Here is a 22,146-nt window from a genome sequence, read left to right as displayed (position 1 = left end):
CCGCTCAAAACATGCGAGGGAAGGTTGGAACATGGGTCAATTCTCAATGGAAATATCAGGCCACACCGGGTCAGTTCTCAGTGGCAATCAACACTCGTCGGCGAACGAATGGACCTCAACCGTCCGACTGCGCGTGGCATCAGGGACGCTATAGGCATTGCCACCGACGCTGACCATGCCTTCCCGCGACACGCGGCGCTCAAGCTTGAGAACGGATTTGAACGGTGCCAGCGGCAACGGCCGCAGGTGCGGCCGCTCCTCGGCAAAGGCTTGCGTGACGACGCGAAGGGTAGTGGCATGCTTTCTCGGATTGGCAACAGTGTCCAGCCAGTGCCGCAACTGGGCATTCAGGTCATCGAGATTGCGAAACGAGCGGGCCAGGAAGAAGTCCTCCCGGATATAACGGAACGGCCGCTCGACCTTGCCCTTCGTCTTGGCGCGATAAGGTTTGCATGCCTTGGGATGGAAACCGTAGTTGCGTGCCAGATCGATGAGCGCGCGATTGTAGATGATGCCTTCCGTCTGCCCTTCGCCGATAACGGCAGTCTTCATCCGATCATAAAGCACCTCCCTTGGAGCGCCGCCAAGGGCTTCGAACGCAGCGATATGGCAGCGCAGGACGGTCGGCAGGTTCTGATGCATGACGAAGCGCGCCCAGATGAGGCGGCTATGCCCCAGCACCATCGAGAACAGCCACACAATCCTCAGCGTCATTGGTTCGTCGGTGAATATGACATGAAACTGGGCGAAATCGACCTGAGCCTGCTCGCCGGGCGGCGTCTCAAAGCGCACTTCGAATCCCTGGCTGGCCGGAGGCCGCACATCTCTAAGAAAATCCGTCACGGCGGTGTAGCCGCCCTTATAGCCTCGCTCGCGCAGTTCTCGAAATAGCCGGCTCCCGGTCAGGCCGGGGTAGGCCCTCACGCGCTCCCGCAGATAAGAAGCAAACGGATCGATCACCGTTGCCCGAGGCTTTCTGGGGCCATAGGCTGGAGCCTCAAGGCCGCGCTCTATGTATTTGCGCACCATCTTGCGGTCGATGCCCGTTTCTCTGGAAATGGCCGACACCGTCAGCCCCTGCTGATGCAGATCCAGTATCATAATTGTCTCCCTCAGCTTGATCACCAAAATCCCCCTTCCGACCATCGGAAGAAGTATGGGCGATGACGCGCCGCCGGTCTTCCGGGGCTCGCCCCGGAAGACCGGCGGCAGCAGCGCATGGGGAAGATTCAAACGGCAATATTGGGGAGTATTGCTCCGGTGATGACAGGTATGCTGTTCGGAAAGCTGGGTTCACATCGGTTCAGAGAGCTGCAAGCGCTCGAGTCCCGGAGCTGAATTTCCCTGCCTTGAACTTCGAAGTCCGTGCCGCGTACTCCTCGTCGATCGCTCACCCCGGCCTTGCGGCCATGTCGTGCCTTTTCCCTTCTCGGTTTCAGGTCACGCCATTCGATAATCCTCTTGTTTGGTCGACATGGCCCAGATCATTCGGGCCATTTTATTCGCCAGCGCAACGGCCGCGACCATCCTGGGCTTGCGTGCCACGAGAGCAGCGAGCCAGCGATTCGAACTGCCACCTTTCCGGACGACCCACCGGATCACGCTCATCGCTCCGACGATTAGCAGTCGGCGGATATCGGTCTGTCCCATCTTGCTGACCGACCCCAGCCTGGCCTTGCCCCCCCGTGGACCTCTGCCGTGGGACCAGACCCAGCCAGGCCGCAAAGTTCCGCCCACTGTCAAAAGTGTCGAGGTCGGGGCGCAAACGCCGCCACGGCGCCTGCCGTCACGGGGCCGATCCCGGGGATGGTGCAAAGCCGCCGCAACTCACAATCTGTCTTCGATGCATCTTCCAACCCGCTTGCCAGCCGTTCGATCACGTCGCTCAGCCGCGCAATCTGCTCAAGATAGACCGCCCCCATCTCCCGAACCGGGTCAGGCAGGTCGCTGCTTTCGTCCGACAACGCATTCTCGAGTAGTTTCAGGCTCGCCGGTCCCTTCGGCGCTACCAGCCCGAACTCGGCCAGATGTCCGCGCAGCGCGTTGATGAGCTGCGTGCGCTGTCGGACCAAGCATTGGTGGGTGCGAAACGCCACAGCACGGCCTTGGGTTTCGGCACTCTTCACTGCCACGAAACGCATGGTCGGACGCATGGCCGCCTCGGCGATAGCCTCCGCGTCCGCACGGTCAGTCTTCTGGCGTTTGAGGAACGGTTTTACATACGCCGCCGGCACCAGACGCACTTCATGACCGTGAGACAGCGCCATTCGGCCCCAATGATGCGACGTGGCGCATGCCTCCATAGCGACAGCACAGGCCGGCTGCTTGCCCAGAAGCGTCGCTAACCGGTTCCGAGACAGTGCACGATTGTAACGAACCGACCCGTCAGATCCGACCGCACAAACCTGAAAACTACCTTTCGCTAAGTCGATTGCCAGAATGCTGATCTTCGATGTCATTGATGCGCCCTCCGCTCGGTGAATATAGAGCCGCCTTGGTATACCCGATGCCGCTGGGTGGGGGCATCCACCGCATCAGTTCATTGTTCAGGGCAGATCGTTGACGCTGCCTGATGACTGTCCCGTGTTGGACCATCCGCTGGATGCAATACAAGCGCGAATTCTCGCGTTCACGGTCAAATTCTCAACCACAACAGGATCTGAAATCCAGCCAGTATGTCACCTACACTGGCCGACAAATTACGCCGCCTGTGACCATTCCGGATTCCAGAAAGCGTCATAATAGGGGTATTGAGCGTTTTACCCCTTATTATAGCGCTTGAAAAAATCAATCGTCGGTAAAAACTTACCAAAGAACCTCAACCGGCAAGAGACCTTGAAAAATAATGATTGGGCGTGAATCCAGCGGCGGGCAGTGAACATCATCAAGGGTCGGGATAATATATTTGCGGCCCGATGACCGCAAAGCTATAGAAACGCTGAACGCCGGCGACAGTGGTTTTCTGGCAGGCTATGGAACAGTCCGTTGGTTCCGGCATGCTGGGTCCCAGCGCCACGACGAGCGACAATCCGTCTTCTTCTGGGGCGGCCGCAAATACAAAACGTTTCACAAGATCCATCGCCTGCTTCGCCACGAACGCGCCCTGCCGCGCGAGCGGAAGGTTTTTTACTCCCGCAGGTACCGTTCGCTCAGCGAAGCGCAGATCATCGCGGAAGGGGGACGGCCTATTTGCCGGCGTGGTTGATGGCTGTAGGGCAATGTTCGCGCAGCAACAGGTCCGCCAGCTCTGACCCGGACTAGATGATTGCGCGGCGGACGCGGGCCGAGACCCATTCCGACATGATGACCGTTGCCAGAATGACGATCAGGATCATGGTGACCTGCGGCCACGCGAGCACGTTGAGCGACGATTGCAGCTTCAGCCCGAGGCCGCCAGCGCCGACGAGGCCAAGGATCGCGCTTTCGCGGATATTGATATCCCAGCGGAACACGGTAATGCCCCAGAAGGCCGGAAGCACCTGCGGCACGATGGCATAGTCAAGGAGCTGGGCGTGGCTGGCCCCGGTTGCGGTGATGGCCTCCACGGGGGCGGTATCAACCTCCTCGATCGCCTCATAGAGCAGCTTGCCGATAAAGCCGATCGAGCGCAGGCCGATGGCGATGACGCCGGCCAGAAGCCCGGGACCCATGATGGCCACCAGCAACAAGGCCCAGATCAGCGAGTTGATCGAACGGCTGGCGACGATGATGAACAGAGCGACGGGTCTCAGGACAAGTGCCGAGGGCGTGGTGTTGCGTGCGGCGAGAAACGCCACCGGCACGGCCAGAATAACGCCGAGGATGGTGCCGAGCGTCGCCATGTTCAGCGTGTCCCAGAGCGGTCCCCACAACTGATTCATGTAAGAAAGGCGCGGCGGCCACATGCGGCTGCCGATATCGGCCGCCTGGATGGGCGCGTCGCTGACAAAGGCCCAGATCGTGTCGCGCGTCATCACCTGCCAGCACCAGGCAGTCAGCGCAACGAGAAAGAACCATCCGGCCCAGATCAGAAGCGATTGCCGCGCGGTTCTGCGACGCCAGATTTCGGGATAGGCGGGATCGGTCATTGCAATAGCTTCCGGATGTAGCTCGAGCCGTATTCGGCCATCATCACCAGGAGGATGATGATCAGGATGATGGCGCCGGCGCTGTCATATTCGTAACGGTCGATGGCCGTGTTGAGCGTCGCGCCGATGCCGCCGGCCCCGACAATGCCGATCACCGCGCTCTCGCGGAAATTGATGTCGAGCCGATAAAGCGACAGGCCAATGAGACGCGGCATCACCTGCGGCTGGATGGCGTAATTGATCATCTGCAGCCATGACGCGCCGGTGGCGCGGACGGCTTCCGCCTGTGCCTCGTCAATGTCCTCGATGTCCTCGGCCAGAAGCTTGGACAAAAAGCCGATTGTCGCGAAGGAGAGCGTCAAGAAGCCGGCGAAAGGGCCGAAACCGAACATGGCGACGAAAAAGATCGCGATGATGATTTCCTGCAGCGAGCGGCTGACGGCGATGATGGCCCGGCAGACAATATAGATGGCAGGCGTGGAGACGTTGCGCGCCGCACCAATGCCGATGGGAACCGAGATGATGACGCCGGCAACCGTCGAGGTCAGCGTCATGGTCAGGCTCTCGACCAGGCCTTTGGAGATATCGCCCCAGCGGCTGGTGAAATCGGGCTGGAGAAAGCCGGTAAAGAAGCGCGCGCCGCGCGTCCAGCCCTCGGCAATACGGGACCAGTTCGGATCAAGTGTCGCAAGCGCCAGCACCAGCCACACGGCGAAGCCGATCTGAATGGCGATGCGCCAGCCGCGATGGGTAAAGATCTGCGGCGGTCGTTTCCAGGTCGTCGGATAGCTGCTCATCAGTTGATGCCCGCCATCAGCGCTGCGGTTTCGGCCTCGGCGCTGTCGTCATCCTCGGCGTTCCTGCGCATCGCGTTCCAGTCTTCCGCGCCGTAGATTTCGGTCAGAACCGTTTCGTTCAGCGCATCGGGCGCGCCGTCGAAGACCACTTCGCCGGCGCGCAAACCGACGATCCTTTGCATGAACTGGCGGGCAAGGGGCACGTCGTGGATATTGACGATCGCCGGAAGATTGCGCTCGGCGCAGATCTCGATCAAAAGCCGCATGATCTGGCGGCTGGTCTTGGGATCGAGGCTCGCCGTCGGCTCGTCGACCAGAAGCAGTTCCGGTTCCTGGGCAAGGGCGCGGGCAATGCCGACCCTTTGCCGCTGTCCGCCGGAAAGCGCATCGGCCCGCTTGTCTGCATGCTGCATCAGGCCGACACGGTCGAGAAGGCCATAGGCGCGGCTGATGTCGTCGGCACTGTAGCGGCGGGTGAAACTGGTCCAGAACCCGACATAGCCGAGACGGCCGGAAAGCACATTCTCCATCACGGTCAGGCGTTCCACCAGTGCATATTCCTGGAAGATCATGCCGATGCGGCGACGCATGGCGCGCAGCTTGCGTTGGTCCTGACCGGTGATCGGGCTTCCCGACAGGAGCACGTCGCCATCGGTCGGTTCGACGAGCCGGTTAATGCAGCGGATGAGCGTGGACTTTCCCGCGCCCGAGGGCCCGATCAATCCGACAACCTGACCTTCCGGCACGGTGAGGCTGACATCGACAAGCGCCTTGTCGCCGGTCTTGTAGGTCTTGGTGAGCGATTTCAATTCAAGCATGTCGTGTTCCACGAAAAGATGGACGGGCGGATGATATCCGCCCGTCCGCCCGAATGGGATTTCGGCTGACTTACTGGCAGTCGTAGGAAACGCCGTTGGCCTCGTCGATCTGACGGATCACGGCCCAGTTGTCTTTGAAGGTGATCGGGATGAACTGCGCTTCGCCGGATTTCGAGAATTCTTCCTCAAGCGAGGAGCCTTCCCATTCGAAGGAGGCGAAGGCTTCCTTGATCTTGTCCTGAAGCTCGGGCGTCAGGTTGTGCGCTACGCCATAGCCGGTGGTGGGGAAGGTTTGCGAGGTGTAGATGATCTCGATCTGGTCATCGGAGATCACGTCGCGGGCGAGCATGCGCTTGCGCACCGAATTGGCGATGGCGCCGGCCGGATAGTCCTTGTTGGCGACACCGAGGATGGTGTTGTCGTGCTTGCCGGAGAAGGTCGCCTCGAAATCGGTGCCGGCTTCCATGCCGTATTCGGACTTCAGGATGGCGGACGGGGCCTTGTAGCCGGAATTGGAGGTTTCCGAGGAGAAGGCAAGCGTCTTGCCCTTGATGTCTTCCACATCCGCGATGCCGGAGCCGGGATAGGTGATCAGTTCCATCTCGTAACCGAAGGAACCGTCTTCGGCCGCCATCATGGTGAAGGGGCGGAAGCCGGCGCAGGCAACGGCCAGCGGGTTCGAGCCGGTGTTGAAGCCTGCGACATGCAGACGGCCGGCGCGCATGGCCTCGATCTGGGCGGCGTTGGAATCGACCGGGAAAAACTGGACCTTCTTGCCGGTGACCTCTTCCATATGGGCCAGGAAATCGGCCCAGGCCTCGGCGTAGACGGCCGGGTCTTCAACCGGCGTGTAGGCGAAGATCAGGACGGACGGGTCCACAAGGTCGGCCGGATCGGACGGGATGTCGGCAATCAGATCGCCATCGGCGTCGGTGTAGCGGCTATCCAGTGTGAAATCGGCAAGGGCCGGAACGGTCATCGCGACGAGGGCGGTCGCGGCAAGAAGCATACGGCGCATAGTGGCTCTCCAGTCAGTTTTGGCTCTGGAGGCGGACTAGCAAGTTCTTGTTACAGTATTACGACGCTCCGTATGCCTCTGGTTTCTGTCGCCGATCGGCGTTTGAGGACCTTCTTGTCTGGTTCTCGGCTAATTCACCATTGTGCGACTACGATCGGTATCTTGCCTTTGACCGGTGTAGGGGGAACATTTTCTAGAGCGGTTTCATTGGTCGATGGATACGGTTCTGTTCGACCACCAAGATGAACGCGAGCTTTGATGTGGCGCGGGCAAAGTAAACGTCTTGAGTCTTCCCGTCGGGAAGCAGGACCCTGCATTTGCCGACACAGGTATTTTTGCCATCGGAAAGCGCCATGACGATCCGGACGTCGCCTTCGTGCTCGGCATGATCCCGCATCACCAGGGCGCCATCGACATGGCCCGCATCCAGCTTGCCGCCGGATCGGATCGCGTCAATAGGGCACTGGCGCAGCATATCATCGCCGAGCAGCAGAAGGAGATCGACGCCATGCGCGCATGGTTGCGTCAGCGCGGCATTGAGAGCGAGTGATACGCCGCCACACGCTGGCCATTGAGGAGGCGGGGGCGGCGCTCTCGCTTTATGATGGGGAGGGGCCCGCCGGTGAACCCGGACCGAAGACCTGGGGCGACAGCACGATGTCGGCGAGCGTGTAGTGGTCGAAGACGCTCAGGAAGGATGTGAGCGCTTCGTTCAGGATTGCCGGCAGCTTGCAGGTCTTCGTGACCACGCACTGATTTCCGGTCGCAAAGCATTCGACCAGCGCGAAATCGGCTTCCGTTGCACGAATGACCGCACCAAGATTGATCCGCTCGGGCGGCAGCGCCAGCCGGAAACCGCCGGAGCGACCGCGCACGCTGACCAGATATCCGTGTCTGGTCAGCACATTCACGACCTTCATCAGATGTGTCTTCGAGATCGCATAGGCGGTCGACGTCTCCTCGATCGTGATCAGCCGGTCGCCGGCCGAGGCTGCATACATCAGCACGCGCAGCGCATAATCGGAAAAGGTTGTCAGACGCATGAGCGCACTCCGGGGATGCTGTGGCGGCGGAACGCAGAGGACGTTCCGCATCCGGGCATTTTGTCTGTTGCCGGTATTATCATATACCGAAGATGAATCTTATATTTCGTCCGAAGGCGGGACCAAGACATGACGAATTTTCTGCTCGCGATCCTTGCTTTCCTGCTGGCCCATGTCATTCCGCCGGCGCCCCCCGTGCGGGCAAGGCTGATCGCCCTGCTGGGGCGCCCCGTCTATCTCTTCGCCTATTCTTTTCTGTCGATCCTGCTTCTGGTCTGGATCATCGTCGCGGCCCGGCAGGCGCCGTTGATTTATCTCTGGTATCCAGCGCCCTGGCTGGCCCTTGTTCCGGTGATCGCGATGCCCTTCGCCTTCTGGTTCATCATAGCCGGGCTTGCGGCGCAAAACCGGCTTTCGATCACCTTTCGGCGCAGCGGTGAGGGAGCCTTGCAAGGCACGATCACCGCGATAACCCGCCACCCCGTACTTGTCGGTTTCCTGATCTGGGCGCTGGCCCATATTCCGCCGAACGGGGATGTCGTATCGCTGATCCTGTTTGGCGGCATGGGACTGCTCGCGCTTGCCGGAATGCCGGTGCTCGACCGTCGTGCGCACCGCCGGCTCGGCGATGGTGAATGGGCGATGGTGCGCGCGCAAACCTCCGTCGTGCCGTTTCTGGCGATCGTTGAAGGACGCGCGCATCTGCGGATGGATCGAGACTTCTGGCTTTGGACGGGCCTTGGGTTGGCCTTCTATGTCTGGTTCCTGTTGCAGGGACACCGTCTGCTGATCGGCGTCGATCCGATGGCCTGGCTGTAACCGTTTCAGCTGCGGGGTTTGAACAGCATCGGTCCGTAAACCACGCAGAAGCCGGCAAAGGCGAAAACCCATGCCAGACCGGCAAGGGGCATCAGCGTGAATGTCCAGCCCGGATTGAAAGCGGCCGCAAGACGCAAGACCAATGCGATCATGATCGCCAGATAGATTGCCGCCGTGGCCGGCGGAGCCGTCAGCGGATGGCCGGTGTGGCCACGGCTGGCGCGGGTCATGATCGCAAGCGTCATGCCGCCGATGGCGCCGACGGTCCAGCAGTGGATTGCCGCGCTTTCAGCGCCCCCATCGCCCGTAAAGGCAGCATAGCCGGCGAAGACGAAGCCGAGACTGACCGGCAGGAACGCCAGATGTAGAATGAAGACCAGCGGCTCGGCAAAGGTTTGCAGAGGTCGCCAGCGCCATTGCCGGAACAGGTTGAAGGCACCGATGGCCATCAGAAGAAAACCCAGCACCGGTTCTTCGATGGCAAATGCGGGAAACACGACCCATGCGCCGAGACCGGCAGCGCTCATCACCATCACGAACCGGTCGAATTGGCCGAAAGCGGGCGGAAGAACCGGAAAGCCCTGCTTCTTGAGCCAGTTTCGGGTAAAGCTCGGAACCACCCGGCCGCCGATGATCTGGATGAGCATGATAACGAGGGCGATGGCGGCGCGTTCGGCATAGACGGACGTGCCGTAGCGGATGTTTTCATAATAAAACAGGATCTGCGTGGCGGTAAATAGGGTGAGAACCAAGACCACCTTCAGGTTCCGCCAGTTACGCCCGGCCAGAATTTCCCGCGTCAGAAACCCGATCAGCGCCAGCGGGAAAGCGAGGGCAGCGAGATAGACAAGGGCGGGGGCCAGCGAAGCCGAAAAGGCGACGACGACCCGCCCGCCAAACCAGAGGCCAAACAGGCCCGTAAGCGGCCAGCCGACCACCGGCAGACGGCCCGTCCAGTTGGGAACGGCGGTCAGAAGAAAGCCCGCGATGATCGCCGGCACATAGCCGTACAGCAGTTCGTGCACATGCCATGAGACGGGCGTGAACATGCTCGGTACCTGGATGAAGCCCAGATACCAGGGCACCCAGAGCGCGATCAGCAGGGCGGCGTCAAGCGCGCCGAAAAGGAAGAAGGGCCGGAAGCCATAGCTGAAAATCGCCGGTCCCTGCCATGCGCGCAGTCTTGCCATTGTCGTCATTGTTCTTCTCAGCAATCATGTTGGTTGAGTGTTGCAGGATCGGCGAACGCTGGCCAGTAGACCCTGAGCCAGAGCAGAAAGCCGCCGGCCCAGAAAATTGCCGCCACTGCGTGGTGGTGACCGACGAGCCCGGACGCGATCCCGAATTCTGGAAGAGTTCGGATTGCGATCGCGATGACGATCAGTGCGATTGTAATCTTCGTCGCCACGGAGAATGCGAGCGGCTGACCCGTGTGTCTTAATCCGGCAATGCAGAAGACCGCGATGACGCCGAGGCCAAGCCCTCCCATCAGGGCTATGTGCAGGCCGGTGGTTTCCATTACCGGCAGCCCTAGCCGGGCGCAGCCGATCGCGATGAGGCCGATGCCTGCCAGCGCGCTTGATCCGGCCAGCACGGCGATTTCAGCCCGGAAAAAAGCGCGTCCGACGAAAGCTTCGGCCACGCGGTCGAGAAAGGCCGCACCGGCGGCGATGAAGACAAATCCCGTGACCGCGGAGGACAATCCGGAAAGTTCCGCCGCGATCAGGATGGTCATCACACCGGGGGCGAGATTGAGACGCCCGGGATGCGGCCTGAACGGGGATGTCTCTCCCGAAGGATCCAGAATGTCGTTGGTAACGGGCACTGTGATGCGTGCCAGAGCAAGACCGAGCAGCCCGAGGAAGATGAAACCCGAAAGGTGGGTGAAAAGCTGCGCATGTTCCACGTTTCCGGTGGCGAAGGCATAACGCGTTGCCGTTTCGCAAAGCCACAGGCCTGCAAGCCAAAGGATAAAACCGGTCAGTCTGCTGTTCTTCTTGTCCAGGCTGACGCGAAGCACATAGGCCGCAAGAAAGCCGGTCCAGACAATATCCGTGATGGCGCCTATCCAAAAAACACCCTCAGCGCCGACCAGCCCGCAAATGCGTGCAACACCCCAGATTGCCGCGAGTGCATAGAGCGCCTTGCCGCGAAGGCGCGGCGTGTCCGTCCATTCCGGGATGGCCGTTGTTAAGAAGCCCAGAAGTGCAGCGCCGAACGCTCCGATGATCATCTCGTGCACATGCCAGATGCTCGGTGGTATTGCCCCAACCGCGGGAAGTTCGTAGCCATGGATCACCACCCACAGGAACGGCCAGACGGCCGCGTAGAGGGCGCTCAAGGGGAAGAACAGCCGGAAACCTTCATCGCCGAGAACGTGCAGGAAGCTGCGCCGGCCGCGCAGAACGGATGTATCGACAAGGCTCATCCGCTCATCCTTTCGTCGACGTCGTGAATATGACGAAAGACGGTGTCTTCGCGTATCCAGCGCTGCGAAAGCGCGAAAAGCTCGGCATCGTCGCGCATGCTAGGCGTTCCGGGAACCAGACGTTCGCCGACAATCCCGCCGCCGCCGACATCCAGCACGGCCACTCGGTGGGCTATCCGTGCGGCTTCCATCAGATCGTGGGTCACGAAGATACCGCCGAAGCTGGACGATTGCGTCGCGGCGATCACGAGATCCTGCATCCGCCGTTTCAGTGCAACATCCAAAGCGGTGAAAGGCTCATCGAAATAGATAAAGTCCGGCGCGACAATCAGCGCGCGCGCGATTGCGCAGCGCTGGCGCATTCCGCCGGAAAGCTCGCCCGGATATTTTTCAAGGTCGTCCGGTAGGAGTGCGACCTTGGCTGCAACAGACTTCAACCTCGCCCTGGCCTCCCGGCGCGAGGTGCCGGAGATCCTCAAGGGATAGACGATATTTTCGGCCGCCGTGGCCCAGGGCAGCAATCTCGGTTCCTGAAAAATCATCGCATGGCGTTTGTAATTGCGCTCAACCCGACCGCCGATTGGCGTCAGCAAGTCAGCAGCAAGGTGAACCAGCGTGCTTTTTCCGCTGCCGGAGGGACCAACCAGGGCGACGATCTCGGACGCTGGTACCTCAAGGTCGATATGGTCCAACACCGTGCGGCCGAGATAGGCATGACGGAGCCCTTTCAGGGTGAGGCCGGTCTTCATCGTTTGACCCCCCACGGAATTTCGGCTCGTCGCCAGCGCTCGAACTCGGACCGGATTGGATGGATGACGCCATATTCGAAGATCAGCAGCGCGATCACCGCGATCATGACCCAGGCGAGCGCCTGCGTGATATCGAGATAACTGCGGGCTGCCGACAGTTCGCCGCCGATCCCGCCGACATTGGCCAGCAGTTCGGCCATGACCGCGACCTTGAAAGACATGCCGAGGGCCAGAGTCAGGGCGGGAAACAGATGGGCGGTGAGTTGTCGCAGGCGCAGGCTTGTCACCCTGCGCCAGGCATTTGCGCCGAAGACGCGCGCCATGTCATCGAGCTTCCGGTCGCGGCTCAGAATACCCTCGGCCGTTCCCGCAAAGATGATGGGGAGGGCCGTCACCACCACAGTTGCGATAACGGTTCCGTCGCCCGCGCCGAACCAGATCAGGGCCAGAACAATCCAGGCGATCGGCGGCACGCCGATCAGGATCGTGATCAGCGGCCGCGCCAGCCGGATTGTTGCCGGTGAATGGCCGGCGACCATGCCGAGGAACGCACCGGAAAACGCGGAGAGGAGGAAGCCTTGGAGCGCACGTCCGACAGTCTGCGCGATCAGAGACCATGCGGCCGCATCGGACAGGATCGCCCATGTGGCGGTAAGCGTTGCGCGCGGGGAGGGCAGAATGAACGGCCCCCATTGCTCGTGCCCGTATTGCCAGACGGCGGCAAGCAGCGAGAATGCTGCCAGCCCCGCAAAGCCGGACCAGAGAAACTGCCCGGTCCGGCCGAGACGATCCAGCACGGGGCGCAAGACGCTTGCGCTAAAGTGCGTAAAATCCGTCATCAGGAAGCTTTCCGCCGATGATACCGGGATCGCTGTCGGCAAGGAGCGACAACAGGGATTCGACTGCCGGTCGCGCCCTGGTCGCCTGTGTTGCCGCCAGATTGGAATAGCCGATCGCTTTTTTCAGAACAGGCCAGGGCATGCCAAGTGCGGAGGCCGCATTGTTGGCGGCTTTTGCCGGTTCCGCGTTGACGGCGGCCGTTGCCTCGACCAAGGCCATATGAAGTTCCGGAATGAGGGTTCCATTGTCTTCGAAAAATGGCTCGGTCACCGCAAGGCCTGCCTGCGGCAAAACCGGCGGCACATTCATCGTCTCGCCCCAGGCTTTCTGCACATCGATTGCTCGGGTGACTGTCACACCCGAGGCCTTGCCTTTGATGATGGCGGCCGAAGCGGCCGGCTCCGGCACAAGCGCGGCATCGATCCTGCCGCTTAGCAGGAGCTGCATGGCTTCAACCGGCGTGCCGGTGGTGTCGAGCGACAAATCCTGTTCGGGATTGATATCGTAAGCCTTGAGAAGCCGCTTGAGAATCAGATCGGGCGTGTCGTTGCGGAAGGGAACCGCAAGCTTCCTGCCGCGCAAGGCCTCGACCGTTTGCAGAGACGGGTCGGTGGCAATGATATAGAGCAGTCCGTCGGTCAGCGTGTTGACAAGCCGAACGCCGAAGCCGCGATTATACATGTTGGCGGCGGCCTGGACTGGCATCACCACCAGCGACATTTGGCCGGAGGTGATCCCGGCACGGACTTCGTCGGGATTGCGCCAGACGTTGAATGCGGCCTTGTCGGCGATCTTCGAGAACGCGCCCGTGGCCGCTGCCTGGGCGAGCGTGATCGACGGTCCGGCAGGCGGCCCGGATAGCGATATTTGCGCAAGCGGCGCTGCGGCTGCGGCATGGCCCGCGCCAAGGCCGATTGCGGGCAGGCTTGCCATTCCGGCAAGTAGCGTTCGGCGGCGAATTGGGAAGTTTGTCAAGCCGTTCATGACGGATTCCTTTCGACTGCTATGGGACAGTCGATCTGCTTGTCGGGATGCGCCATCGAAGATTTCCTTGCCTGTCGCGGCGTTCAAAGCGCGTCGAGATAAGCCTCTAGCCGCTTTCGCGCGCGTGGCGGGACACGACGGCCTACGAATTCTTCAGGCGTCTGTACGTCACCGACCGCGACGATCATGACCATGCCCATGGCGTAATGCGGTTTGCACTTGATGGCGTAAACGCCGTCGATACCGGGTGAAAACAGGACCTCCTCGTTCAGCCGAGCCTCAAAGCCCCGAGCGCCTTCCGGGATCATGCCGTCAATGGTTTCGGCATTGTGACCCCGGTCAGCGGCAACAAAACGCACCGTGTCGCCAGGCTGGATGACGAGCAGGCCGGGCTCGAACACCATGATGCCATCGTCACCCCGGTTGAGCATGTTCACGATATGATCCTCGGCCCACACCGGGGCCATTGTGGTGGTGAGCACAAGAAACGAAAGGGCGCAGATGCGGAACATGGGTACACCGGTCAAAGTATCGGTCAGTCGCTGGCGACGGCGTCACCATAAAACATGTATTTTATATTCATCTTTTATGGTGACGGTCAACGATTGCTGCGAGGGCGGGTCAAGTTGACGCAGTCCGTTCGGTGAAACCAACAGGATCAGGTCTTTGGGTCGTCGATCAGCGGCGTGGGTTTGGCCAGCGTTTTCAGCGATTTGATGTCGGAAAGCCGGATTTTCGTTCCGTCGACCTCAACGCCGTAGGGTTTCAGCGTATTGAAAGCGCGCGACAGGTTTTCCGGGGTCATGCCGAGCAGCGAGGCCAGCGTGCGCTTGTCGTAGGGCAGCTCGAAGGTGCCGGAGCCGTTGCCGAATTGATGGTCTTGCCGGAGAAGCGTGTTCGCCAGCCGTTCGACGGAACTGCGCAGCTTGAGCCCCTTATGCTCCTTTATGACGTAGCGATAGCTGCCGGCCATCTCCAGCACCATCGCCCGGGCGAAGGCGTCGTCGAGTTCGAAGATCGAGCGGACATTTTCCGAAGGGATCAGCAGGATTTTCGAACGCGCCCGCGTGCGCGCCGACATCAGATAGACCGCATCCTTCAGAACGGCCGCCAGAATGAAGGCGCTGACCGGATGCACCATCGCCATGGTCGCCTCGCGGCGGTTGGCATTGGCGTAGAGCTCGACGCAGCCCTCGATGACGACATAGAGGAAATCCGCCGGATCGCCCTCATGCACGAGATCAAGCTGTGGCGGAAAGGTCTGCAGATAGGCCGCCTGCATCAGCGCCTCGAAATTCTCCTCGCCCATGCTGCTGAACAGGCTGAGCGCCCGCACCTGGGGCAAATCGGATGAACGCATCGCTCTGCCTTGATTTTTTTCGTGTCCTCAATTGATAAATTTAGCAGCAGGACGGAGCATCCGCAACACATCGATTTGATGATGATTTCAGCGCGGGAAGGCAATTTCACGTGCAATTCTTGTTTGTCCCACGCCACCCGCCAACCTTGACTTAGGTCAACTTCGTGGGGCTGCAAAGCCTTCTAGCTCTCAGGCACAATTTTCAATGAGCGGGTTTCCGCTCGAATTCAGGGGGCATGTCATGTCTGCAATTGACGGTGTTTCGCGAAGTGATCAGCGCCGGGCGCTCTGTCTCAGCACGGTGGCCTTCACGGTCTGCTTCGCGGTCTGGACGATCTTCGCCATCATCGGGGTCGAGATCAAAAGCGAACTCGGCCTTTCCGAAACCCAGTTCGGCATTCTGGTGGCGACGCCGGTTCTCACCGGCTCGCTGTCGCGGCTGATGCTCGGCATCTGGACCGAACAGTATGGCGGACGGCTGGTTTTTCCGTTGCAGATGCTGCTGGCTGCGGCGGCGACCTTTCTTCTGACCAGCGCCACGACCTATCCGCTGTTTCTGCTCGCCGCCCTTGGCGTCGGTCTCGCCGGCGGCTCCTTTGCCGTTGGCGTCACCTATGTGTCGCACTGGTATCCGCCGGAAAAGCAGGGCACGGCGCTCGGCATTTTCGGCGCCGGCAATGTCGGCGCGGCGGTGACCAAATTCGGCGCGCCCTTCGTCATGGTGGCTTTCGGCTGGCAGGCGGTCGCCAATGTCTGGGCCTTCGCTCTGGCGGCCATTGCCGTTATCTTTTTCGTGTTCTCGAAACATGACCCCGTGTTCGAAGCGCGCCGGCGATCAGGCGCGAAGGCCACCACGGTCGCGGCCCAGCTTGCGCCGCTGAAGAACCTGCAGGTGTGGCGCTTCTCGCTCTATTATTTCTTCGTCTTCGGCGCTTTCGTCGCGCTGGCGCTGTGGTTGCCGCATTATCTGGTCGATGTCTATGGTGTCGATATCCGCACCGCGGGCATGGCGGCGGCCGCGTTCTCGCTGTCGGCGAGCCTGTTCCGCGCCTATGGTGGGCATCTGGCCGACCGGTTCGGCGCACGCTCGGTGATGTACTGGACCTTCGGCTTCGCGCTACTGCTGCTCTTCATGCTGTCCTACCCGCCGACCAGCTACACCATCCACGCCAAGGGCGGCGACATCATCTTCTCGACCGCCATGAGCTTCGGCGCCTTCGTGCTGATGATCTTTTGCCTGGGCTTCTTCATGAGCCTTGGCAAGGCGGCGGTCTACAAGCATATCCCGGTCTATTATCCCGACAATGTCGGCTCGGTCGGCGGTCTCGTCGGCATGATCGGCGGGCTCGGTGGCTTCATCCTGCCGATCGTGTTCGGCACGCTCTTGGACCTGACCGGAGTCTACACCACCTGTTTCGCCTTCCTGTTCGTGCTGGTGCTCGTCGCCCTGACATGGATGCATCTTTCCATCCGCCAGATGGAGCGCCGCAACCGGGCGGGTGACGACACCCTGCCGGAACTGCCGGAATTCGAGGGCATGACGCCGAAGACGTCGGCGGCGACGCTGACGGAATGGAACCCGGAAGACAAGACCTTCTGGGAACAGACCGGGCGGAAGATAGCCAAGCGCAATCTGTGGATCTCCATTCCTGCGCTGCTTCTGGCCTTTTCGGTCTGGATGGTGTGGTCGGTCGTGGTCGCGCGGCTGCCCGCGATCGGCTTCGACTTCACCGACGCCCAGCTCTTTTGGCTCGCGGCGTTGCCGGGGCTTTCGGGCGCCACGCTCAGGATTTTCTATTCCTTCATGGTGCCGATCTTCGGCGGACGTCTGTGGACGACGCTTTCGACCGCGTCTCTGCTGCTGCCGGCCATGGGCATCGGCTATGCCGTGCAGAACCCGGAAACGCCTTATCTCATCTTCCTGGTTCTGGCGCTTCTGTGCGGGCTCGGCGGCGGCAATTTCGCCTCGTCCATGGCCAATATCAGCTTCTTCTTCCCGAAGGCTGAAAAGGGCAATGCGCTGGCCATGAATGCCGGCCTCGGCAATCTCGGGGTCTCGGTCATGCAGTTCCTGGTGCCGGTAGTCATCACCATGGGCGTCTTCGGCGCGCTTGGCGGCGAACCGCAGGTGTTGAGCGATGGCGGAAGGCTGTGGCTGCAGAATGCCGGCTTCGTCTGGGTGCCGTTCATCATCGCCGCCACCATCGCCGCCTATTTCGGCATGAACGACATCGCATCGGCCAAGGCCTCCTTTGCCGATCAGGCGGTGATCTTCTCGCGCTTCCACAACTGGATCATGTGCATTCTCTATACCGGCACATTCGGCTCGTTCATCGGCTATTCGGCGGGTTTCCCGCTCTTGATGAAAACCCAGTTCCCCGAGGTCAACGCTCTGTCCTACGCTTTCCTCGGTCCGCTGGTCGGCGCGCTCAGTCGGGCGGGCACGGGCTGGATTTCGGATCGCTTCGGCGGCGGACGGGTCACCTTCTGGACCTTCGTCGGCATGTTCGTGGCTGTGGTCGGCGTGCTGCAATTCCTGCCGCAGGACGGCGCGGGCGGCAATTTCTGGGCCTTCTTCGCCTGCTTCATGGCGCTGTTCTTCCTCACCGGCGTCGGCAATGCATCGACCTTCCAGATGATCCCGGCAATCATGCGCCGGGAAGTGCCCCGCCTGATGCCGGAACTGGATGCAGGCGCGCTGCAGAAGCAGACGGACCGCGAAAGCGCGGCGATCATCGCCTTCACCTCGGCGATTGCCGCCTACGGCGCATTCTTCATCCCGAAATCCTACGGCACCTCGATCTCGATGACCGGCGGACCGGATATGGCGCTGTGGGGCTTCGGCATCTTCTACGTCATCTGCGCCGTGCTGACCTTCTTCTACTACACCCGCCGCAATGCGCCGGTGCCCTGCTAATCGCCCGAAACAAAGGAACGGATCATGTCTCTTCTCCTCGACCGCCTCAACTTTCTGGCACGCAAGAATGTCGATACATTCTCCGATGGTCACGGCGTCACCACCAATGAAAATCGCGACTGGGAAGACGCCTATCGCAAGCGCTGGCAGCACGACAAGATCGTGCGCTCCACCCATGGCGTGAACTGCACGGGCTCCTGCTCGTGGAAGATCTACGTCAAGGGCGGGATCGTCACCTGGGAAACCCAGCAGACCGATTATCCGCGCACCCGGCCCGACATGCCCAATCACGAACCGCGCGGCTGTTCGCGCGGCGCCAGCTACAGCTGGTACATGTACTCGGCCAACCGGGTGAAATACCCGCTGATCCGGGCGCGGCTCCTGAAGCTCTGGCGCAAGGAACGCACCGACAAGAGCCCGGTCGCCGCTTGGCGCGCCATTCAGGAGGATCCGGCCAAGCGCGCCGAATACATCAAGGTGCGCGGCCTCGGCGGCTTCGTGCGGGCCACCTGGGACGAGGTCAACGAGCTCATCGCGGCGGCCAACGCCTATACCGCGAAGAGGTGGGGGCCCGACCGCGTCATCGGATTCTCGCCAATCCCGGCGATGTCGATGGTCTCTTACGCGGCCGGGTCCCGCTACCTGTCGCTGCTCGGCGGCACCTGCATGTCGTTTTACGACTGGTATTGCGACCTGCCGCCGGCCTCGCCGATGACCTGGGGCGAGCAGACCGATGTGCCGGAATCGGCCGACTGGTACAATGCCGGATTCCTGATGCTCTGGGGCTCCAACGTGCCGCAGACCCGCACGCCGGATGCGCATTTCTACACGGAAGTGCGCTACAAGGGCACGAAGTCGGTGGTCGTCTCGCCGGACTATTCAGAAGCCGCGAAATTCTCCGATCTCTGGCTGCATCCCAAACCGGGTACCGATGCCGCGCTCGCCATGGCGCTCGGCCATGTGATCCTGCGCGAATATCACCTCGACCGGACCGTCGGCTATTTCGACGATTACTGTCGCCGCTATACCGACATGCCGATGCTGGTGCGGCTGGTGAAGAAGGACGGCCGCCTCGTGTCGGAACGCTTCCTTCGCGCCTCCGACTTCAAGGATGGTCTCGGCGAGTGGAACAATCCCGAATGGAAGACGGTCGGCTTCGACGCGAAGACCGGCGATGTCGTCGCTCCGCGCGGGTCGGCCGGCTATCGCTGGGGCGAAAAGGGCAAGTGGAACCTCGAGCAGAAGGATGGCGCGGGCAGCGACATCGATCTGGTGATGAGCCTTGCCGAAAAGCATGACGGCGTCGAAGACGTCGCCTTCCCCTATTTCGGCAGCCGCGCGCATGACTATTTCGAGGGCACGGACCATGACGACGTTCTGGCGCGCAAGGTGCCGGTTCGCCGCGTCGCGCTGGCAGAGGGCGAGGCGGTTGTCGCGACGGTGTTCGACCTGTTCGTGGCCAATTACGGGCTCGACCGTGGCTTCGGCGGCGAGAATGTCGCGACCTCCTTCGATGATGCAACGCCCTACACGCCCGCCTGGGCGGAAAAGATCACCGGCGTGCCGCGCGAGCAGATCATCGCCACCGCCCGCGCTTTTGCGGGCAACGCGGAAAAGACCAATGGCCGTTCCATGGTCATTCTCGGCGCCGGGCTGAATCACTGGTACCACATGGACATGAACTACCGCGGCATCATCAACATGCTGGTGATGTGCGGTTGTATCGGCCAGTCCGGCGGCGGCTGGAGCCACTATGTCGGCCAGGAGAAGCTGCGCCCGCAGACGGGATGGCTGCCGCTGGCCTTCGGCCTCGACTGGCAGCGCCCGCCGCGCCACATGAACTCGACGTCGTTCTTCTATGCCCACACCGACCAGTGGCGCTACGAGACCGTGAAGGTGGATGAGCTTCTGTCGCCGACCGCGCCGGAAGGGCCCTGGGATGCAACGCTGATTGATTACAATATCCGCGCCGAGCGGATGGGCTGGCTGCCATCCGCCCCGCAATTGCGCACCAACCCGCTGGAGGTCGCCCGCGCGGCGGAAGCCTCGGGCCAAAAGCCTGCCGATTATGTCGCCGAAGCGCTGAAAACCGGCACGCTTTCCATGTCCTGCGAGGACCCGGACGCAGAGGAGAACTGGCCGCGCAACATGTTCGTCTGGCGCTCCAACCTGCTTGGCTCGTCGGGCAAGGGGCACGAATATTTCCTCAAGCACCTGCTTGGCACATCCCATGGCCTGCTCGGCAAGGACCTGGGCGACGAGGGCCGTCAGGAGGTGAAGGAGGCCGTCTGGCATGACGAGGCGCCGGAAGGAAAGCTCGATCTGCTGGTCACCCTCGACTTCCGCATGTCGACCACCTGCGTCTATTCCGACATCGTGCTGCCGACGGCGACCTGGTACGAGAAGAACGACCTCAACACCTCCGACATGCATCCCTTCATCCACCCGCTGACCAGTGCGGCCGATCCGGCCTGGCAGTCGCGCTCGGACTGGGAAATCTTCAAGGGCATCGCCAGGAAGTTTTCCGACGTCGCACCGGAAGTGCTGGGCGTGGAAAAGGACGTTGTCCTTGTGCCGACCCTGCACGACACCCCCGGCGAACTGGCCCAGCCCTTCGACGTCAAGGACTGGAAAAAGGGCGAAACCGATCCGGTTCCCGGCAAGACCATGCCGACGGTCGCCGTGGTCGAGCGGGACTATCCCAATCTCTACAAGCGCTTCACCTCGGTCGGCCCGCTGCTCGACAAGCTCGGCAATGGCGGCAAGGGGATTTCCTGGAACACCGAGCATGAAGTCGGCCTGCTGGGCCGGCTGAATGGCACGGTGACGGAAGAGGGGGCCTCGAAGGGGCGCCCGAAGATCGAGACCGATATCGACGCCACCGAGGTGATCCTGTCGCTGGCGCCGGAAACCAATGGCGAGGTCGCGGTCAGGGCCTGGGAAGCGCTCTCGGCCATCACCGGGCGCGACCACACCCATCTTGCCCTTCCGAAGGAAGACGAAAAAATCCGGTTCCGCGATATCGTCGCCCAGCCGCGCAAGATCATTTCCTCGCCGACATGGTCGGGGCTGGAATCGGAGAAGGTCTGCTACAACGCCTGCTACACCAATGTCCACGAGCTGATCCCGTGGCGCACGCTCTCCGGGCGGCAGCAGCTCTATCAGGACCATCTTTGGATGCGGGCTTTCGGCGAGGCCTTCTGCGTCTACCGCCCGCCGATCGATACCGGAACCGTGACGCCGGCGATCGAGGCACGCCTCGACGGCCAGCCGCATCTGGTGCTGAACTTCATCACGCCCCACCAGAAATGGGGCATCCACTCCACCTATACCGACAACCTGCTGATGCTGACGCTCAATCGCGGCGGGCCGGTGGTGTGGATTTCCGAGCCGGATGCGGCCCGCGCCGGCATCGTCGATAATGACTGGGTTGAGGTCTACAACGCCAATGGCGCGCTGGTGGCCCGCGCTGTGGTCTCGCAGCGCATGAAGGACGGCACGATCTTCATGTACCACGCGCAGGAGAAGATTGTGAACACGCCCGGCTCACCGCTGACCGGCCAGCGCGGCGGTATTCACAACTCCGTCACCCGCGTGATCCCGAAACCGACCCACATGATCGGCGGTTACGCCCACCAGTCCTACGGTTTCAACTATTACGGAACCGTCGGCGCCAATCGCGATGAATTCGTCGTCGTCCGCAAGCTCGAAAATGTCGACTGGATGGACGAGACCCCAAGCCTTGCAGGAAAGGAGGCCGCAGAATGAAGGTCCGCGCACAGATCGGCATGGTGCTCAATCTCGATAAATGCATCGGGTGCCACACCTGCTCCGTCACCTGCAAGAATGTCTGGACGAACCGGGAAGGCGTCGAATACGCCTGGTTCAACAATGTCGAGACCAAGCCGGGGATCGGCTTTCCCAAGGAATGGGAAAACCAGAAGAAGTGGAATGGCGGCTGGGTCCGCAGGAAGAACGGCCGGATCGAGCCGAAGATGGGCGCCAAATGGCGCATCCTCGCCAAGATCTTCGCCAATCCGGACCTGCCGGAAATCGAAGACTATTACGAGCCGTTCGATTTCGACTACGGCCATCTCCAAGCCGCCGGCGAAAGCAAGACCATGCCGACGGCGCGGCCGCGCTCGAAGCTGACCGGCGAGCGCATGGAAAAGATCGAATGGGGGCCGAACTGGGAGGAAATCCTCGGCGGGGAATTCGAGAAGCGCTCCAAGGACGTGAATTTCGAAGGCGTCGAGAAGGAAATCTACGGCCAGTTCGAAAACACCTTCATGATGTATCTGCCGCG

Annotated in this window: 17 protein-coding genes and 2 pseudogenes; 5 read left to right on the top strand and 14 right to left on the bottom strand. The window is 61.3% G+C overall.

Annotated elements, in window-relative coordinates; genetic code table 11:
• Window positions 1-93: 93 nt before the first annotated feature.
• The 6 genes and pseudogenes from istA to phnD form a co-directional block, all read right to left on the bottom strand.
• Window positions 94-1,125 (bottom strand): annotated as a pseudogene (gene istA, locus GGR30_RS22720) (IS21 family transposase); the annotation flags it as partial.
• Between the two features lie 315 nt (window positions 1,126-1,440).
• Window positions 1,441-2,459, bottom strand: a pseudogene (locus GGR30_RS22715) (IS110 family RNA-guided transposase).
• A gap of 798 nt (window positions 2,460-3,257) precedes the next feature.
• Window positions 3,258-4,067: a phosphonate ABC transporter, permease protein PhnE gene (gene phnE / locus GGR30_RS22710; protein WP_183491492.1), complete on the bottom strand. Its 810-nt coding sequence runs from the start codon at window positions 4,065-4,067 to the stop codon at window positions 3,258-3,260.
• Window positions 4,064-4,864: a phosphonate ABC transporter, permease protein PhnE gene (gene phnE / locus GGR30_RS22705; protein WP_183491490.1), complete on the bottom strand. Its 801-nt coding sequence runs from the start codon at window positions 4,862-4,864 to the stop codon at window positions 4,064-4,066. Before phnE (GGR30_RS22705) ends, phnE (GGR30_RS22710) begins: the two co-directional genes overlap by 4 nt.
• Complete coding sequence (gene phnC, locus GGR30_RS22700; RefSeq protein ID WP_183491488.1) at window positions 4,864-5,682, bottom strand: phosphonate ABC transporter ATP-binding protein; 819 nt, start codon at window positions 5,680-5,682, stop codon at window positions 4,864-4,866. The genes phnE (GGR30_RS22705) and phnC overlap by 1 nt, the downstream gene beginning before the upstream one ends.
• A 70-nt stretch (window positions 5,683-5,752) precedes the next feature.
• Window positions 5,753-6,700, bottom strand: coding sequence for a phosphate/phosphite/phosphonate ABC transporter substrate-binding protein (gene phnD / locus GGR30_RS22695; protein WP_183491486.1), 948 nt, complete (start codon window positions 6,698-6,700; stop codon window positions 5,753-5,755).
• 283 nt (window positions 6,701-6,983) lie between these two features.
• On the opposite strand from phnD, the gene copM reads away from it, so the two are divergent.
• Entirely contained in the window at window positions 6,984-7,250 is a 267-nt protein-coding gene (gene copM / locus GGR30_RS22690; RefSeq protein ID WP_246414127.1) for a CopM family metallochaperone, read from the top strand.
• Window positions 7,251-7,299: 49 nt separating this feature from the next.
• On the opposite strand, the gene GGR30_RS22685 is transcribed toward copM, so the two are convergent.
• The gene (locus GGR30_RS22685; RefSeq protein WP_183491484.1) at window positions 7,300-7,743 is read right to left on the bottom strand and encodes an RrF2 family transcriptional regulator; all 444 of its coding nucleotides are present in this window, start codon (window positions 7,741-7,743) and stop codon (window positions 7,300-7,302) included.
• A 129-nt stretch (window positions 7,744-7,872) separates the two neighbouring features.
• Here GGR30_RS22685 and GGR30_RS22680 point away from each other — a divergent pair, with 129 nt between their 5' ends.
• Window positions 7,873-8,562, top strand: coding sequence for an NnrU family protein (locus tag GGR30_RS22680; RefSeq protein WP_183491482.1), 690 nt, complete (start codon window positions 7,873-7,875; stop codon window positions 8,560-8,562).
• 5 nt (window positions 8,563-8,567) lie between these two features.
• Here GGR30_RS22680 and GGR30_RS22675 read toward each other — a convergent pair whose 3' ends face one another.
• From GGR30_RS22675 to GGR30_RS22645, 7 genes are all read right to left on the bottom strand, one after another.
• Window positions 8,568-9,752 carry an NnrS family protein gene (locus GGR30_RS22675; RefSeq protein ID WP_210288152.1) on the bottom strand — a complete coding sequence of 395 codons (1,185 nt, stop codon included), beginning with the start codon at window positions 9,750-9,752 and terminating at the stop codon, window positions 8,568-8,570.
• A gap of 17 nt (window positions 9,753-9,769) precedes the next feature.
• Window positions 9,770-10,990: an NnrS family protein gene (locus tag GGR30_RS22670; protein WP_183491478.1), complete on the bottom strand. Its 1,221-nt coding sequence runs from the start codon at window positions 10,988-10,990 to the stop codon at window positions 9,770-9,772.
• A complete protein-coding gene (locus GGR30_RS22665; RefSeq protein ID WP_183491476.1) occupies window positions 10,987-11,739 on the bottom strand; it encodes an ABC transporter ATP-binding protein in 753 nt (250 codons plus the stop codon). The genes GGR30_RS22670 and GGR30_RS22665 overlap by 4 nt, the downstream gene beginning before the upstream one ends.
• Window positions 11,736-12,578 (bottom strand): ABC transporter permease, encoded by an 843-nt coding sequence (locus GGR30_RS22660; protein ID WP_183491474.1) that lies wholly within the window; start codon window positions 12,576-12,578, stop codon window positions 11,736-11,738. Before GGR30_RS22660 ends, GGR30_RS22665 begins: the two co-directional genes overlap by 4 nt.
• Window positions 12,556-13,563, bottom strand: a complete 1,008-nt coding sequence (locus GGR30_RS22655; RefSeq protein ID WP_183491472.1) for an ABC transporter substrate-binding protein — start codon at window positions 13,561-13,563, stop codon at window positions 12,556-12,558. The genes GGR30_RS22660 and GGR30_RS22655 overlap by 23 nt, the downstream gene beginning before the upstream one ends.
• A gap of 83 nt (window positions 13,564-13,646) precedes the next feature.
• Window positions 13,647-14,075 (bottom strand): pseudoazurin, encoded by a 429-nt coding sequence (locus GGR30_RS22650; RefSeq protein ID WP_183491470.1) that lies wholly within the window; start codon window positions 14,073-14,075, stop codon window positions 13,647-13,649.
• Between the two features lie 146 nt (window positions 14,076-14,221).
• Window positions 14,222-14,923 (bottom strand): cyclic nucleotide-binding domain-containing protein, encoded by a 702-nt coding sequence (locus GGR30_RS22645; protein WP_183491468.1) that lies wholly within the window; start codon window positions 14,921-14,923, stop codon window positions 14,222-14,224.
• A 241-nt stretch (window positions 14,924-15,164) separates the two neighbouring features.
• Between GGR30_RS22645 and GGR30_RS22640 the strand changes: the two genes are divergently transcribed.
• From GGR30_RS22640 to GGR30_RS22630, 3 genes are all read left to right on the top strand, one after another.
• A complete protein-coding gene (locus GGR30_RS22640) occupies window positions 15,165-17,840 on the top strand; it encodes a nitrate/nitrite transporter (protein WP_183491465.1) in 2,676 nt (891 codons plus the stop codon).
• Window positions 17,841-17,864: 24 nt separating this feature from the next.
• Entirely contained in the window at window positions 17,865-21,608 is a 3,744-nt protein-coding gene (locus GGR30_RS22635) for a nitrate reductase subunit alpha (protein WP_183491463.1), read from the top strand.
• On the top strand, window positions 21,605-22,146 hold a 542-nt coding region (locus tag GGR30_RS22630), incomplete at its 3' end, for a nitrate reductase subunit beta (RefSeq protein WP_484502662.1). The genes GGR30_RS22635 and GGR30_RS22630, both read left to right, overlap by 4 nt.

The organism is Martelella radicis (genome assembly GCF_014196625.1).
Lineage (GTDB): Bacteria > Pseudomonadota > Alphaproteobacteria > Rhizobiales > Rhizobiaceae > Martelella > Martelella radicis.
Note: the sequence above shows the minus strand (reverse complement) of the source record. Positions and strands in the feature narration are given on the sequence as shown.

Coding starts and splice junctions, on each gene's coding strand:
- phnD (WP_183491486.1), bottom strand. CDS start 6,700: ATGCGCCGTATGCTTCTTGCCGCGACCGCCCTCGTCGCGATGACCGTT.
- phnE (WP_183491492.1), bottom strand. CDS start 4,067: ATGACCGATCCCGCCTATCCCGAAATCTGGCGTCGCAGAACCGCGCGG.
- GGR30_RS22635 (WP_183491463.1), top strand. CDS start 17,865: ATGTCTCTTCTCCTCGACCGCCTCAACTTTCTGGCACGCAAGAATGTC.
- GGR30_RS22645 (WP_183491468.1), bottom strand. CDS start 14,923: ATGCGTTCATCCGATTTGCCCCAGGTGCGGGCGCTCAGCCTGTTCAGC.
- GGR30_RS22675 (WP_210288152.1), bottom strand. CDS start 9,752: ATGGCAAGACTGCGCGCATGGCAGGGACCGGCGATTTTCAGCTATGGC.
- GGR30_RS22685 (WP_183491484.1), bottom strand. CDS start 7,743: ATGCGTCTGACAACCTTTTCCGATTATGCGCTGCGCGTGCTGATGTAT.
- phnC (WP_183491488.1), bottom strand. CDS start 5,682: ATGCTTGAATTGAAATCGCTCACCAAGACCTACAAGACCGGCGACAAG.
- GGR30_RS22670 (WP_183491478.1), bottom strand. CDS start 10,990: ATGAGCCTTGTCGATACATCCGTTCTGCGCGGCCGGCGCAGCTTCCTG.
- GGR30_RS22655 (WP_183491472.1), bottom strand. CDS start 13,563: ATGAACGGCTTGACAAACTTCCCAATTCGCCGCCGAACGCTACTTGCC.
- GGR30_RS22640 (WP_183491465.1), top strand. CDS start 15,165: ATGTCTGCAATTGACGGTGTTTCGCGAAGTGATCAGCGCCGGGCGCTC.
- GGR30_RS22665 (WP_183491476.1), bottom strand. CDS start 11,739: ATGAAGACCGGCCTCACCCTGAAAGGGCTCCGTCATGCCTATCTCGGC.
- GGR30_RS22660 (WP_183491474.1), bottom strand. CDS start 12,578: ATGACGGATTTTACGCACTTTAGCGCAAGCGTCTTGCGCCCCGTGCTG.
- GGR30_RS22680 (WP_183491482.1), top strand. CDS start 7,873: ATGACGAATTTTCTGCTCGCGATCCTTGCTTTCCTGCTGGCCCATGTC.
- phnE (WP_183491490.1), bottom strand. CDS start 4,864: ATGAGCAGCTATCCGACGACCTGGAAACGACCGCCGCAGATCTTTACC.
- GGR30_RS22650 (WP_183491470.1), bottom strand. CDS start 14,075: ATGTTCCGCATCTGCGCCCTTTCGTTTCTTGTGCTCACCACCACAATG.